Annotated in this window: 12 protein-coding genes and 1 pseudogene; 5 read left to right on the forward strand and 8 right to left on the reverse strand. The window is 70.6% G+C overall.

From position 1 onward, the window contains the following. Positions 1 to 17 precede the first annotated feature (17 nt). From ACFYXM_RS28745 to ACFYXM_RS28760, 4 genes and pseudogenes are all read left to right on the forward strand, one after another. Positions 18 to 1235 carry an acetate kinase gene (locus ACFYXM_RS28745; RefSeq protein WP_389293723.1) on the forward strand — a complete coding sequence of 406 codons (1218 nt, stop codon included), beginning with the start codon at positions 18 to 20 and terminating at the stop codon, positions 1233 to 1235. A 74-nt stretch (positions 1236 to 1309) separates the two neighbouring features. Beyond that, positions 1310 to 2740 (forward strand): pyruvate kinase, encoded by a 1431-nt coding sequence (gene pyk, locus ACFYXM_RS28750; RefSeq protein ID WP_389293648.1) that lies wholly within the window; start codon positions 1310 to 1312, stop codon positions 2738 to 2740. Positions 2741 to 2892: 152 nt separating this feature from the next. Continuing rightward, positions 2893 to 3023, forward strand: a pseudogene (locus ACFYXM_RS28755) (RNA-guided endonuclease TnpB family protein); the annotation flags it as partial. A gap of 29 nt (positions 3024 to 3052) precedes the next feature. Further along, the gene (locus ACFYXM_RS28760; RefSeq protein ID WP_389293650.1) at positions 3053 to 3397 is read left to right on the forward strand and encodes a hypothetical protein; all 345 of its coding nucleotides are present in this window, start codon (positions 3053 to 3055) and stop codon (positions 3395 to 3397) included. Between the two features lie 302 nt (positions 3398 to 3699). On the opposite strand, the gene ACFYXM_RS28765 is transcribed toward ACFYXM_RS28760, so the two are convergent. The 4 genes from ACFYXM_RS28765 to ACFYXM_RS28780 form a co-directional block, all read right to left on the reverse strand. Further along, positions 3700 to 5022: a hypothetical protein gene (locus ACFYXM_RS28765; RefSeq protein ID WP_389293652.1), complete on the reverse strand. Its 1323-nt coding sequence runs from the start codon at positions 5020 to 5022 to the stop codon at positions 3700 to 3702. Further along, positions 5012 to 5584, reverse strand: a complete 573-nt coding sequence (locus ACFYXM_RS28770; RefSeq protein WP_389293654.1) for a DUF6114 domain-containing protein — start codon at positions 5582 to 5584, stop codon at positions 5012 to 5014. Before ACFYXM_RS28770 ends, ACFYXM_RS28765 begins: the two co-directional genes overlap by 11 nt. Positions 5585 to 5680: 96 nt before the next feature. Further along, positions 5681 to 6322, reverse strand: a complete 642-nt coding sequence (locus tag ACFYXM_RS28775) for a DUF6230 family protein (RefSeq protein WP_389293656.1) — start codon at positions 6320 to 6322, stop codon at positions 5681 to 5683. 642 nt (positions 6323 to 6964) lie between these two features. Continuing rightward, positions 6965 to 7939 (reverse strand): tetratricopeptide repeat protein, encoded by a 975-nt coding sequence (locus ACFYXM_RS28780; protein ID WP_389293658.1) that lies wholly within the window; start codon positions 7937 to 7939, stop codon positions 6965 to 6967. Positions 7940 to 8456: 517 nt separating this feature from the next. On the opposite strand from ACFYXM_RS28780, the gene ACFYXM_RS28785 reads away from it, so the two are divergent. Further along, a complete protein-coding gene (locus ACFYXM_RS28785; protein ID WP_389293660.1) occupies positions 8457 to 9086 on the forward strand; it encodes a TetR/AcrR family transcriptional regulator in 630 nt (209 codons plus the stop codon). Between the two features lie 207 nt (positions 9087 to 9293). Here the strand turns inward: ACFYXM_RS28785 and ACFYXM_RS28790 are convergent, their stop codons facing one another. From ACFYXM_RS28790 to ACFYXM_RS28805, 4 genes are all read right to left on the reverse strand, one after another. Beyond that, positions 9294 to 10994, reverse strand: a complete 1701-nt coding sequence (locus tag ACFYXM_RS28790; protein ID WP_389293662.1) for a methylmalonyl-CoA mutase — start codon at positions 10992 to 10994, stop codon at positions 9294 to 9296. Between the two features lie 109 nt (positions 10995 to 11103). Further along, positions 11104 to 11436, reverse strand: a complete 333-nt coding sequence (locus ACFYXM_RS28795; RefSeq protein ID WP_389293664.1) for a DUF3817 domain-containing protein — start codon at positions 11434 to 11436, stop codon at positions 11104 to 11106. A 167-nt stretch (positions 11437 to 11603) separates the two neighbouring features. Further along, positions 11604 to 12113 carry a MarR family winged helix-turn-helix transcriptional regulator gene (locus tag ACFYXM_RS28800; protein WP_389293666.1) on the reverse strand — a complete coding sequence of 170 codons (510 nt, stop codon included), beginning with the start codon at positions 12111 to 12113 and terminating at the stop codon, positions 11604 to 11606. A 10-nt stretch (positions 12114 to 12123) separates the two neighbouring features. Continuing rightward, the gene (locus ACFYXM_RS28805) at positions 12124 to 13665 is read right to left on the reverse strand and encodes an MFS transporter (protein WP_389293668.1); all 1542 of its coding nucleotides are present in this window, start codon (positions 13663 to 13665) and stop codon (positions 12124 to 12126) included. Positions 13666 to 13749 lie beyond the last annotated feature (84 nt).

Raw genomic sequence — 13749 nt, forward strand, 5'->3', positions numbered from 1 at the left:
CGGAGGGCTCCCCGACCATGGCGCCGCATCGCGTACTCGTCCTCAACTCCGGCTCCTCGTCGGTCAAGTACCAGCTCCTGGACATGACCGACCACTCCCGGCTGGCGGCCGGGCTGGTCGAGCGCATCGGCGAGGAGACGTCCCGGCTGGTGCACACCCCGCTGGCGGGAGGCATCGGCGAACGGCGCGAGCGCACCGGCCCGATCCCCGACCACGAAACCGCGCTGAAGGCGGCGGCCGACGAGCTGGCGGCCGACGGGCTGGGCCTGGACTCCCCCGAGCTGGCGGCGATCGGCCACCGGGTGGTGCACGGCGGGCTGCGGTTCACCGAGCCGGTGGTGGTCGACGACGAGGTGCTGGAGGAGATCGAGCGCCTGGTCCCGGTGGCCCCGCTGCACAACCCGGCGAACCTCCTCGGCATCCGTACCGCGCGGGCGCTGCGCCCGGACCTGCCGCAGGTGGCGGTGTTCGACACGGCGTTCCACACGACGATGCCGGAGTGCGCGGCGCGGTACGCGATCGACGTGGAGACTGCCGACGCGCACCGCATCCGGCGCTACGGCTTCCACGGCACCTCGCACGCATACGTCTCCCGCAAGGCCGCCCAGCTGCTGGGACGCGCTCCCGAGGACGTCAACGTCATCGTGCTGCACCTGGGCAACGGCGCCTCCGCGTCAGCGGTGGCGGGCGGCCGGTGCGTGGAGACGTCGATGGGCCTGACCCCGCTGGAGGGGCTGGTGATGGGCACGCGTTCCGGCGACATCGATCCGGCCGTCACCTTCCACCTCCAGCGGGTGGCAGGGATGTCCGCGGACGAGATCGACGACCTGCTCAACAAGCGGAGCGGTCTGGTCGGGCTGTGCGGCGACAACGACATGCGGGAGATCCGGCGCCGGGTCGACGAGGGCGACGAGCGGGCGGCGCTGGCCTTCGACATCTACGTGCACCGGCTGAAGAAGTACATCGGCGCCTATTCGGCGGTCCTCGGGCGGGTGGACGCGGTGGTGTTCACGGCGGGGGTCGGGGAGAACTCCGCACCGGTGCGGGAGGCTGCGATCGCCGGACTGGAGGAGTTCGGCCTGGCGGTGGACGCGGATCTGAACGCCGCGCGGTCCGGTGCGCCGCGGCTGATCTCGCCGGACCACGCGCGGGTGGCGGTCGCGGTGGTACCGACGGACGAGGAGCTGGAGATAGCCGTCCAGACCTTCGCGCTCGTCGGACAGGACGACAACTGAGCACGCCCGCGCCCTTTTGTACCTTCCGCCAGACGGAATATTCCGCTACTGAACAAACCGATAGGATCCGCCTCATGCGCCGTTCCAAAATCGTCTGTACGCTCGGCCCCGCCGTCGACTCGCACGAGCAGCTCGTCGCGCTGATCGAGGCCGGCATGAGCGTGGCCCGTTTCAACTTCAGTCACGGCAGCCACGAGGAGCACCAGGGGCGTTACGACCTGGTCCGCCGGGCCGCCGCCGAGACCGGCCGCGCGGTGGGTGTGCTCGCCGACCTCCAGGGCCCGAAGATCCGCCTGGGGAAGTTCGCCGAGGGGCCCGTCGAGCTGGTCCGCGGGGACGAGTTCACCATCACCGCGGAGGACGTGCCCGGTGACAAGTCGATCTGCGGCACGACGTACAAGGGCCTGCCCGGCGACGTCGCCAAGGGCGACCCGATCCTGATCAACGACGGCAACGTCGAGCTGAAGGTCGTCGCGGTCGAGGGCCCCCGCGTTCGGACGATCGTCATCGAGGGCGGTGTCATCTCCGACCACAAGGGCATCAACCTGCCCGGCGCGGCGGTCAACGTCCCGGCTCTGTCCGAGAAGGACGTCGAGGACCTGCGGTTCGCGCTGCGGATGGGCTGCGACCTGGTGGCGCTCTCCTTCGTGCGGGACGCCGACGACATCAAGGACGTCCACAAGGTGATGGACGAGGTGGGGCGCCGGGTCCCCGTCATCGCCAAGGTGGAGAAGCCGCAGGCGGTCGAGCACATGCAGGAGGTCGTCATGGCCTTCGACGGTGTGATGGTGGCCCGCGGTGACCTGGCCGTGGAGTATCCGCTGGAGAAGGTCCCGATGGTGCAGAAGCGCCTGGTGGAGCTCTGCCGGCGGAACGCCAAACCGGTGATCGTGGCGACCCAGATGATGGAGTCGATGATCACCAACTCCCGTCCGACCCGCGCCGAGGCGTCCGACGTCGCCAACGCGATCCTGGACGGCGCGGACGCGGTCATGCTCTCCGCCGAGTCCAGCGTCGGCGCCTACCCGATCGAGACGGTCAAGACGATGTCGAAGATCGTCGTCGCCGCCGAGAACGAGCTGCTCTCCAAGGGCCTCCAGCCGCTGGTCCCGGGCAAGAAGCCGCGCACCCAGGGCGGTTCGGTGGCCCGCGCCGCCTGCGAGATCGCGGACTTCCTGAACGGCAAGGCGCTGGTCGCGTTCACCAAGTCCGGTGACACGGCCCGCCGCCTCTCCCGCTACCGCGCGACCCAGCCCATCCTGGCCTTCACCACGGACGAGTCCACCCGCAACCAGCTCGCCCTGAGCTGGGGCGTCGAGGCCCACGTCGTCCCGCACGTGGACAACACGGACGCGATGGTCGACCTGGTCGACGCGGAGCTGCTGAAGCTGAGCCGCTACAACGCGGGCGACACCATGATCATCACGGCCGGCTCGCCCCCCGGCATCCCCGGCACCACGAACATGGTGCGCGTGCACCACGTGGGCGGCGGGGCGCGCGACTGATGCCGATGGACCGGTCCACGGAGTTCACGTTCGGCATCCCTTGGGTCATCTGATTCCTCCGTGGATACTCCGCCCTTCAGGGCGGAGAGGAATTGGACTCCTGCGGAGCAGGGCAAGGGCTGCGATTCGCCGCCGGGGCGGATCGCAGTGCCCTGGCCAGCAGATTTGATCTTTACGTGTGGGCTGCGCAGGCAGCTGAGCTGCCGCGCACGTTCGGATGCGTGCGCAAGCGCTCGCGGCCCGCACGGAGGCGTGGACGCGGCAGGAGCGGGTCAACTACAACGCCGCGGTCGACCGCTTCTTCCCTTCGAGGTGTGCGACACATGGCTCGCCCGCCGTCCGGACACCGTGACGCTCTCCGACGCGGACCGGTACAAGGGGCGGGAACTGGCCGGTCGGGTTCTGTCCGCCGTGGACGAATTCAGCGGCGTACTCGTCCAGGAGACGGTCGAGGCACTCACGGAGTGCGTCCGCCGCTGCACCCCGGATCTCGCCTTCCGTCTGTTGCTGCGCGCCCTGTCGATGAGAAGCGACTCGCTGTCCCCGCACCACCTCCGTCTGTCGAAGGAGCAGTACGCGCGGCTGACGAGGCTGGGCGGGGAGTTCCGGTACGGGGAGTACGTGGTGACCGACATCGAGCACCTCGTGGACGCCTGAGGGCTGTCCTCGAACTGCCGCCCGAGGTGCGGTGCTGCGGCGCCCCGACACGCTCGTACGACATGACTGCGGGCCGTTCCCCTCTTGCGAGGGGCACGGCCCGCGGCGCGGTGCGGCTCCCGAACGTGCCTGTGTCGGCTAGGGGCTGTCCCGTAATCCGTGGTGGACCAGCGCGCGGCGTCGGATGCGGTGCATCGCAAGGCGGAGGGGCATCCGCATACTGGATGTATGCGGACGTTCCGGCAACGCGGCGAGGCGCCGCAGCTGTCGTCGCGCGCCCGCCGGGGATTACGGGACAGCCCTCAGCTGTTGCCGCCGGTGAAGTAGTTCTGCAGTCCCGGCACCGTGAGCGTACCGCCGAACTGGCCGGCCTGGGTCACCTTGACCTTGGTGAAGAAGGCGAACGGAACGTTCAGCGGCGGCGGGGACTGCGGGCTGAACGTGACCGGGATGAGGCCGAAGAGATTGCCCTTCAGCTCCTCCGTGTACATGGTCACCGTGCCGTCGCGGATGGTGGACGTGGAGCCCTTGCGCGCCTCGACGTGGGCCGTGGTTCCGTTCGGGCCGACCGTCTTCTGGTGGAGGTCCTTGATGTCGATGGAGCTAGCGGTGAACTTCAGCACCTTCTTGATGGTGCCGTCGTACGTCTTCACCTCGACGATGCCCTTGTAATCCAGCCCGTTCAGGGTGAGCAGCGAACTGTCCAGGATCCACGGGTCGGTGGGGAGCAGCGGCAGGCCCGCCTCCAGATGGGCCGCGGCCAGTGCCTTCGGGTCGGCGGTCGGGCAGGGGAAGCGCGGCTTGGCGCCGTCCGGGATGTCCTCGTCCTTCTTGGCGTCGAGTCCCTTGACGCTGTCGTCGAGTTCCTCGACCGGCGCCCCGGCCTTCTCCGCGGCCTCACGGATGGCGGCGTTCCTGTCGCTGGTCCCCTTTGCCGTGTCCGCGGGGTCCGTGGACTTCTTCGCCGGGTCCGCAGGCTTCCCTCCGGGCTCGGCGGAGTCGCTCGGGGACGGCTTCGGGGACTCGGTGCCGGTGGACGGTGACGAGGACGGGGACGAGTCGGCGCTCTCCTCGTCCGGGACGCCGAACAGGTCCCTGAGCGCGTCGCCGACACCCAACGGATCGAGCGGGTTCTCCGACTTCGTGGGGGTGGGTGTGGCACTCGGCGTGACGGCCGGGGAATCGGCCGTACGCGCACCGGAGGCGGCCTCGGACCCGGCCCCGGTTTCCGTCCCGGCCCCGGGCTTCGCCCCGTCGCTCGCCGACGGGGTCGCCGAGGGCTTCGGCGCCTGGTCCTCGTTCTTGCCCCCGGAGTCGGTGGCGGACGGCGACGGGGACTTCGTCTCCGACCCGGACGGGGACGGCGACTCGCTCGGTCCGTCGGAGCGGGTCACGCAGGGGCCGGGCGCGAAGGGGATGTCCGAGTTGTCGTCGGCCAGTGCGAGCCGGGGCGTCAGCCCCATGCCCACGAAGACGGCCGTCGGCATCGCGGCGAGCGCGAAAGCCTTGCCCGCGGGGATGTGCAGCTTCGTCAGCAGCGACTTCCTGGGGGCCGCGTGGCGCGGTCCGGTTCTCGTCCGGTGGTCCTCCCCGGTCGAGTTCAGCTGTGTCTCGTCACCCCGCACGATGCCTCCCGCCGTCGGCCTCGACCATCGCGTCGTCGTCGTGTTCCGGCTTCCGCTGCGGCAGCACCGCCGCCTTGCGGAGGTCCGGTCCGGGCTCCCGTATCGCCGTGCCGGCGTCCTCGAACTCCCCGTCCCGCATGCCGGTTTCCGGGCCTTCGGGCTCTGGCTCCCCGGGGGCCCAGGAGACGGAGAGCGCGCCGCCGAGCAGGGCGAACAGGAAGCCGATCAGGAAGCCTCCGATGTTGGCCACGGGTATGGAGACCAGCGCCAGAAGGATCGTGGCGATTCCGGCGAACACTCTCACGATGTGGTGGAACCACATGGTGAGGCCCAGCGTGACCAGCAGGACGCCGATGATCAGTGATCCCGCGCCGGCCGTCGTGGACATCGTCAGGGTGACGTTGCCGAGGTGCATGTTGGCGTACGGGAAGTACGCGATGGGCAGTCCGCCCATCATGGTGAACAGGCCCGCCCAGAACGGCCGGTTACCCCGCCAGGTGCGGAATTCGCGCCGGAAGACACGGAGAAAGTGCTCGTTCTGCCCTGTGGATTCGGGGCTCATGGAAAACAGCTCCCTGGAACCGGTACTGCTGTGAGAAGAGAAGGAACAGGTGGCCGGAGATCCCTCGCAGGCGCCCCGGCCACCCGGGCATATGCCCTAGTAGCAAGGCTTGTTGCCCGACTTCAACCGCAGGCTCAGGTCGGTGAGCTTGAAGGTTCCGGCGGTGGTCGCCCACGCCGTCTGCCTCACGTTGCTCAGCTTGGCCTCCTCGGCACGCTGCGCGAAGCCGTTCGGATTGACCTTCTTCTCGGTACCGGGCTGGATGCCCGGCTTGCCGACGTCGCCCGCCGCCACACCGATGTCGATGTTCCTGAACTCGGCGTCCGCGTCGAGCTGGGCGATGTCCAGGTACAGGTTGGTCGCCTCGACCGGCCTGTCCGGGTCCGTACCCGCCGACAGCCGCAGCGTGACGGTGCCGAGACCGAACGGAAGGTTCGGAGTGACCACCGACTGGCACATGTTGGTGATCGTGGCATCACTGAAGCCGGAGACGGCGACGGCGTGCGCCGCGTCCTTGCCGTCGAGGGTCTTGCCGGTGGCCACGGAGCCGTACTGCACGAAGTTGTGACCGACGAGGGTCTGCGCGCGGACCTTGAACTCCTGGCCGGACACGCTGAACGACGCCGCCAGGGCGCCCTGCGCGAGACCGACCCCCACTGCGGCGGTCGCGGCGACGCTCGGCACCATGACCAGAGCGAAGCGCTTCCATCTCGTGCCGCCACGAACCTGGGAACTCATTCTCTTTCCTCCTTCTCGGACGTACATCTCCGGTACGGGCCGGGCCCGTCCTGGGATGGGAGAAGTGCTACGTCCTCGGTAAGGAGAGCGCCCGCGTGCGGAGGCGGGAACCGCGCCCGAATCACCGGCGATCACCCCCGAGCGACAACCACCGGCCGCGCAGTCGCGCGGCCCGGTCGGACAGGCCCTGCCGGACGGCAGGAACCCCCCTGTCCGGAGCCGGTGTCACTGCCACCGGCCCGCTCGGTGGGGACCCAACGGAGCCACCGCACCGGCTGGCGGCCGGGCTTGGCGTCATTGGACCGAGCGTGGCCGATCGTGGTGCATTCCCGCCCGCCGCACAAGGGGTTCGTTACTCACTGGTAATGGCGCGGTGAACAGGGCGCGACAGCGTGGTACCGCCCGGCCACACAGGGTGGCATCGGACGGAAGGGCGAAAGGGGAATTCAACCCCTTATCGGACAGAAACCAAGGGGTGATTTACTGCCAGTAACAGGCTGCCCCTTTATCAAGATTTGGTAAAGGGGGGCCGTCTCTTATCGCCCGTTCGCGAAAACGGCCGCGGTACCCGGGAGGGCACCGCGGCCGCGTTGTCACATCGGTACAAGGTCCGCGCCGCGACGGAACGGGACGCGCGTCGCGTCAGAACAGGACACGCGCAAGCGCCGTGCGCGCGGCGGTCACCCGCGGGTCGTCGGGGCCGATCACCTCGAAGAGCTCCAGCAGCCGGACCCGCGCCGCGTCCCGGTCGTCGCCGAAGGTGCGGCGCACCGTCTCGACCAGCCGCCCGAAGGCGTCCTCGACATGACCGCCCACCAGGTCCAGGTCGGCGGCGGCGAGTTGGGCGGCGATGTCGGCCGGCCGTTCGGCGGCGTCCTTGCGCACCTGCTGCGCGTCCATCTCCTTGACCCGGGAGAGCAGTTCGGCCTGGGCGAGGCCCAGCCTGGCCTCGGTGTTGGACGGGTCGTCGGCCAGGACGTTCCTGTACGCCCGCACGGCACCGGCGAAGTCGTTGGCGTCCAGGGCTCGCACGGCCGCTTCGAGCAGGGCGTCGTACGGACCGGCGGGGACCTCAGCCGGAGCCTGGTCGGCCGCTTCGGCGGCGTCCTGGTCGACCGTGATGCCGGTGAGGCCGAAGCGCTCCTCGCCGACCTGGATCAACTGGTCGAGCGTCTGGCGGATCTGGGCCTCGGGGGCCGCGCCCTGGAAGAGCGGGAGGGCCTGCCCGGCGACGACGGCGAAGACCGCCGGGATGCCCTGGATGCCGAACTGCTGCATCAGCATCTGGTTGGCGTCGACATCGATCTTGGCCAGCACGAAGCGGCCGTTGTACTCCTGGGCCAGACGCTCGAGCAACGGACCCAGCTGCTTGCACGGCTGGCACCACTCGGCCCAGAAGTCGAGGACGACCGGGACCTCGGTGGAGCGCTGGAGGACCTCGCGCTCGAAGCCCGCCTCATCGACATCGATCACCAGGGCGGACGGCGGTACGGTGCCCGCGTCCCCCTGCCGGGCGGCATCGGCGCGGGCCTGCTCCGCCTTGGCCTTGGCCTCACCGGCCGCCTTCACCGCGGCGAGGTCGACGACGCCGCTCATGGACATGTTCCTAGGCTGCATACGTACATCCTCCCCCCTCGGTGCGCCGATACGGAAAGCGATGGCCGAACCGCACCCGTCCGCGGTCCCGCCGGTGTGCGGGGTGGACGGCCGGACGCGGTCCGAGGGCCCCTGAATGGCCCGGTCGGCGCCGGGTCCCCACCCGGTGCCTGTGGCTGTCGCTCGGTCGTGGCGTCAGGAACGGCGTGACCGCCGCCTTACGCTACGACCCGTAGCGTAACTGCCCCGCCCCCCTCGCGCACAGGGGCGTCCGGTGATCTGTCTCACGGCGCTCGGGCCCGTCCGGTTCTGCTTACGACCTGGGGAGCAATAGGGAGCGGGCTCCCGACGCCCTGCGACTCCGCCTCCCGCGTCGTCGTCGGTCGCCGACGCTCCTTCCCCGAGCTCTCAGCTGCTTTCGAGCAGGGGAGGCCCCATCCGGCTCCCTCCTCCGCCTTGGATTCGAAGCCGCATGACGCCGCTCGCTGATCCACTCCCTATTGTTCCCCAGGTCGTTACTGACCGGTATGGTCGCGGCATGCTGAGCCGCAGCCGCCCCGAATCCCCACGAACGGGACGCCCGCGCAGCGTCGCGGCCGATGAAGCGATCCTGGAGGCGACCCGCGCCTCCCTGGTCGATCTCGGCTGGTCGAAGCTGACGATGGGGGACGTGGCGGCGCGGGCCGGGGTCGCCAAGACGACCCTGTACCGGCGGTGGGCGGGCAAGAACGAGCTGGTGGTGGACGCCGTCGCGGTCCTCTTCGACGAGCTGGAACTGCCCGACCTCGGCAGTCTGGCGGCCGATGTGCAGGCGGTGGTGCTCCAGTTCGCGGCACTGCTGGAGCGGCCCGAGACCCGGACCTCGCTGATGGCTGTGGTCGCGGAGTCGACCCGGGACGAGGCGCTGCGGACCCGGATCCGCGACTCGATCGTGAACCGGCAGAAGCGGCTGGTGCTCCAGGGCCGCCGACGGGCCCAGGAGCGGGGCGAGTTGCCCGTCGAGCAGGACGACGGCCCGGCGGGCCGGACCGCGGACCTGATCTTCGACGTGATCGCCGGGGCGGTCGTGCACCGGGCCCTGGTGAGCGCCGAGCCCATCGACGCGGAATGGGCCCACCGCTTCACCGTGCTGCTGCTCGGGGGGCTCGGCGCTGCCGCCAAGGCGTGAACCGCGCCCCGCTCCCCCGGGAGCCCGGACCGCCGGTCCCCTCGGAACACCGCGTGCGCGGGGCCGCGGACCACGCCGTGCACCGTGCGTGCCGGGTCCGGTCCCTCCCCACACCGCGTCCGCGTGCGCGGGGCCGCCGGTCGGGCCGCGCACCCATGTGCGGCCGGACCGGCGGTCTTCGCGTGCGAAGGGACCGGCGGACCTGCGTCAGAAGCCGGCCGGCTCCGTGTAGACGCCCCATTCGTCGCGCAGGGCCCCGCAGATCTCGCCGAGCGTGGCCTCGGCGCGTACCGCGTCGAGCATCGGCCCGATCATGTTGGAGCCGTCGCGGGCGGCGGTCAGCATCGCGTCCAGCGCCGCCTCGACCCGCGCGTCGTCGCGGGCGTCCTTGCGGGCGGCGAGCACCCGGACCTGCTCGCGCTCGACCTCGTGGCTGACGCGCAGGATCTCCAGGTCTCCGGTGACCGAGCCGTGGTGGACGTTGACGCCGACCACGCGCTTGTCGCCCTTCTCCAGCGCCTGCTGGTAGCGGAAGGCGGACTCGGCGATCTCGCCGGTGAACCAGCCGTCCTCGATTCCGCGCAGGATCCCGGAGGTGATGGGCCCGATGGGGTGCTCTCCGTCGGGGTGGGCCCGCGTGCCGCGCTCCTTGATCTGGTCGAAGATCTTCTCGGCGTCGGCCTCGATGCGGTCGGTGAGCTGCTCGACGTACCAGGAACCGCCCAGCGGGTCGGCCACGTTGGCGACGCCGGTCTCCTCCATGAGCACCTGCTGGGTGCGCAGCGCGATCTCGGCGGCCTGCTCGGAGGGGAGCGCGAGGGTCTCGTCGAGGGCGTTGGTGTGCAGCGAGTTGGTGCCGCCGAGGACCGCGGAGAGCGCCTCGACCGCGGTCCGTACGACGTTGTTGTACGGCTGCTGCGCGGTGAGCGAGACACCGGCGGTCTGGGTGTGGAAGCGGAGCCACTGCGCCTTGTCGGTCTTCGCCCCGTAGGTCTCCTTCATCCAGCGGGCCCAGATCCGGCGGGCCGCGCGGAACTTGGCGATCTCCTCGAAGAAGTCGACGTGCGCGTCGAAGAAGAAGGACAGCCCGGGGGCGAAGGTGTCGACGTCCAGCCCTCGCGAGAGGCCCAGCTCCACGTACCCGAAGCCGTCGGCCAGGGTGTACGCGAGCTCCTGTGCGGCCGTCGCACCGGCCTCGCGGATGTGGTAGCCGGAGACGGAGAGCGGCTTGTAGGCGGGGATCCCGCGGGCGCAGTGCTCCATGAGGTCGCCGATGAGGCGCAGGTGGGGCTCGGGCTGGAAGAGCCACTCCTTCTGCGCGATGTACTCCTTGAAGATGTCCGTCTGGAGCGTGCCGTTGAGGACGGACGGATCGACACCCTGACGTTCGGCGGCGACCAGGTACATGCAGAAGACCGGGACGGCGGGTCCGCTGATGGTCATGGACGTCGTGACGTCGCCGAGCGGGATGTCCCGGAACAGGACCTCCATGTCCGCCGCGGAGTCGATGGCCACCCCGCAGTGCCCGACCTCGCCGAGCGAGCGGGGGTCGTCGGAGTCGCGGCCCATCAGCGTCGGCATGTCGAACGCGACGCTCAGCCCGCCGCCGCCCGCGGCGAGGATCATCTTGTAGCGCTCGTTGGTCTGCTCCGCGTTGCCGAAACCGGCGAACTGGCGGATCGTCCAGGTGCGCCCCCGGTAGCCGGTCGGGTGAAGCCCTCGGGTGAAGGGGTACTCACCGGGCCAGCCGATCCGCTCGAAGCCCTCGTACGCGTCCCCGGGGCGGGGGCCGTACACGGGGTCGACCGGGTCTCCCGAGAGCGTCGTGAAGTCCGCGTCACGCTTGCGGGCCTTGTCGTAACGGGCCTGCCAGCGGCGGCGGCCCTCCTCGATCGCGTCAGCGTCCATACCGTCGAATTTACTAGGACGTCCTAGTAAATGTCGATGGGGAACCGCCCGGTGCCTGGCACGGGGCGGTTCGGTGGGGTCGCGGGGGGGCGGGCCGCGACCCGTCGGTTCAGGCCTTGGCCGTCGCCGGCGAGGCGTCGGCGATCAGCGGCTCGACCTCGCGGACGACCTTGCGCTCGACGAAGAACGCGGCCGTCGGGATGGTGCCGGAGATCAGTACCCAGAGCAGCTTGCCGACCGGCCACTTCGCCTTGGAACCGAGGTCGAAGGCGAAGACCAGGTAGATGATGTAGAGGACGCCGTGGATCTGGGAGACGACGAGCGTCAGGCCCTCGCCCGTGTCGAAGCCGTACTTGAAGACCATGCAGGTGCAGAGCACCAGCAACATGACAGCGGTGACGTAGGCCATCACCCGGTACCGGGTCAGCACACTGCGTTTCATGGCATCGAGCGTAACCGGACGCCTGTGGCGATCTTGCAGCGGGCCGGGGTACCGGAACACCCTCGTACGGTTTCCCCGAGGCCCCGGACCGGGGCCTCCCCACGGCTCCTCGGAGCCCCGTTCCAAGGCCCTCTCACGGTTCCCGGAAGCCCCCGTCCGGGACCGTCCTACGGCTCCTCGAAGTCATGGGCCGCGATCCGCAAAGGCCGCAGCATGGCGAAGATCTCCGCGCACTCCTCGGCGTCGTAGACCCCGAGCCCGAACTCCATGTCGACCAGGTCCTTGGTCGCCGCCTCGACGACCTCGCGGCCCTTGTCGGTGATGGAGGCGAGGGTGCCCCGGCCGTCGTTCGGGTTGGGCCGCTTGTCCACCAGGCCGGAGCGCACCAGCCGGTCCACGGTGTTCGTGACGGACGTGGGGTGGACCATGAGCCGCTCCCCGATCTTGGACATGGGCAGCTCGCCCGCCTTGGAGAAGGCCAGCAGCACCAGCGCCTCGTACCGGGCGAAGGTCAGCCCGTACGGCTTGACCACGGCGTCGACCTCGGCGAGCAGGATCTGCTGCGCGCGCATGATCGAGGTGATCGCGGCCATCGAGGGCACCGGCCCCCAGCGCTGCTGCCAGATCTCGTCGGCGCGGGCGATGGGATCGAAGGGGAGACTGAGCGGCTTCGGCACGCAACCGACCTTACCCACTGGTCATATGGTGGTCAGCCTCGTCTCGGACTTCGGTCGGGGCTCCGTCTCGGAGTTCGGTCGCGGTGCCGTCCCGGACTTCGGCCGCGGCCGCCTCCCGGACTTCAGTCGTGACCGCGTCCCGGGGCTCGGGCGGGACCGCGTCCCGGGGCTCGGCCGGGTCGTGGCCGGCGGGGGCGGTCCTCCGGGCCTCCCGTACGAGCGGCAGCAGACACAGCACGCCGAGTGCTCCCGCCCCGGCGACCACGTGATGCACGGGGAAGAACTCGGCGGCGAGCCCGGCGAGGGCCATGCCGACGCCCTGGAGCGTCATCATCCCGGCGGTGAGCACGGTCATGGCCCGGCCGCGCAGCGACTCCGGTACGGCCGCGACGAACCACTTGTCCAGGCCGATGACGTACGCCCCGCCGACTCCCGCCAGCGCCAGAACGACCGCGGCCGGGGCCACTCCGGGGCGCAACGCGTACAGCACCAGGGGCAGCAGCTGCAGGGCCGCGGCCGGCAGCACGATCGAGGAGCGCACCCGGGGCGACAGCGCGGTGCCCACGTACAGCTCCGCCGCGATCCGGCCGACCGGCATCGCGCACATCAGCAGCCCGAGCGCGGCCGACCCTACCCCGATCTCGTCCGCGTACGGGGCGGCGAGCGCCACGGGCGCGACGAGGAACAGCGGCGGCACCCAGAACAGCAGCATCAGGGCGCGGATCCGGCGGTTCCCGAGCAGGCCGCGGGCCCCGGTGAGCGACTCCTTGAGAAGCGTGCCGCCGCCCGCTTCGCCGCCCGCACCCGCCCTGGCCGGCCGGGCGCGGGTGCCGAAGCGGAGCAGCGCCGCCGAGCAGAGGAACGTCACGGCGGTGATGGTGATCGCGCCGCGCGGGGGCACCACGGCGAGCAGCATCCCGCCCGCGCCGAAGCCGATGAGCACGGCGCTCTGCGAGACGATCCGCAGCAGCGAGCGGCCGAGGACGTAGCGGTCGCCGTCGCCCAGGATCTCGGTGAGCGCGGCCATCCGCGTCCCGGTGAAGACCGGCGCCACCGCGGCGACCAGGCAGCGCAGGGCGAGCAGCCCGCCGACCGGGGTGCCCGGCAGCACCATCACCGCGACACACGCCGCGCACACCAGATCGCAGGTGACGAGGACCCTGCGGGCGGGATACCGGTCGGCGATCCCGGCGAGGAGCGTGCCCCCGACGAGGTACGGGAGGAAACCGAGCGCGAAGGTGAGGGCGCTGAGCAGGGGCGAGCCGGTGAGGCCGTACACCAGGACGGTGAGGGCGAGTTCGCTGACGACGACACCGAGGAGGGAGAGCAGATGCGCGGCGAAGACCGCCCGGAACTCCCGCACGGCGAAGACGGCACGGTAGCCGCGGGGGGTACGGCCGCCGTCCGGGGCGGGGGCTGCGGCCGGGGCGGGGGTGCGGGTCTCCGGCGGGGTACCGGCGGCCTGGCCCTCCCCCGCGACGGCGGGCCGGGGCTCGGACGGGGTGTGCGCCGCGCGGGGCCGCGCCGGCGTGCTCTCGATGCTTCTCGGCATGGACGCAGCCTGCGGGTCGGGGACCGCTCTCCCTAGACTTTCGGCCCACACCGAAAGTTCAGGGACACCTCACCCGAAGGCGGC

The sequence above is a fragment of the Streptomyces sp. NPDC002476 genome, from assembly GCF_042889785.1.
Taxonomy (GTDB): Bacteria; Actinomycetota; Actinomycetes; order Streptomycetales; family Streptomycetaceae; genus Streptomyces.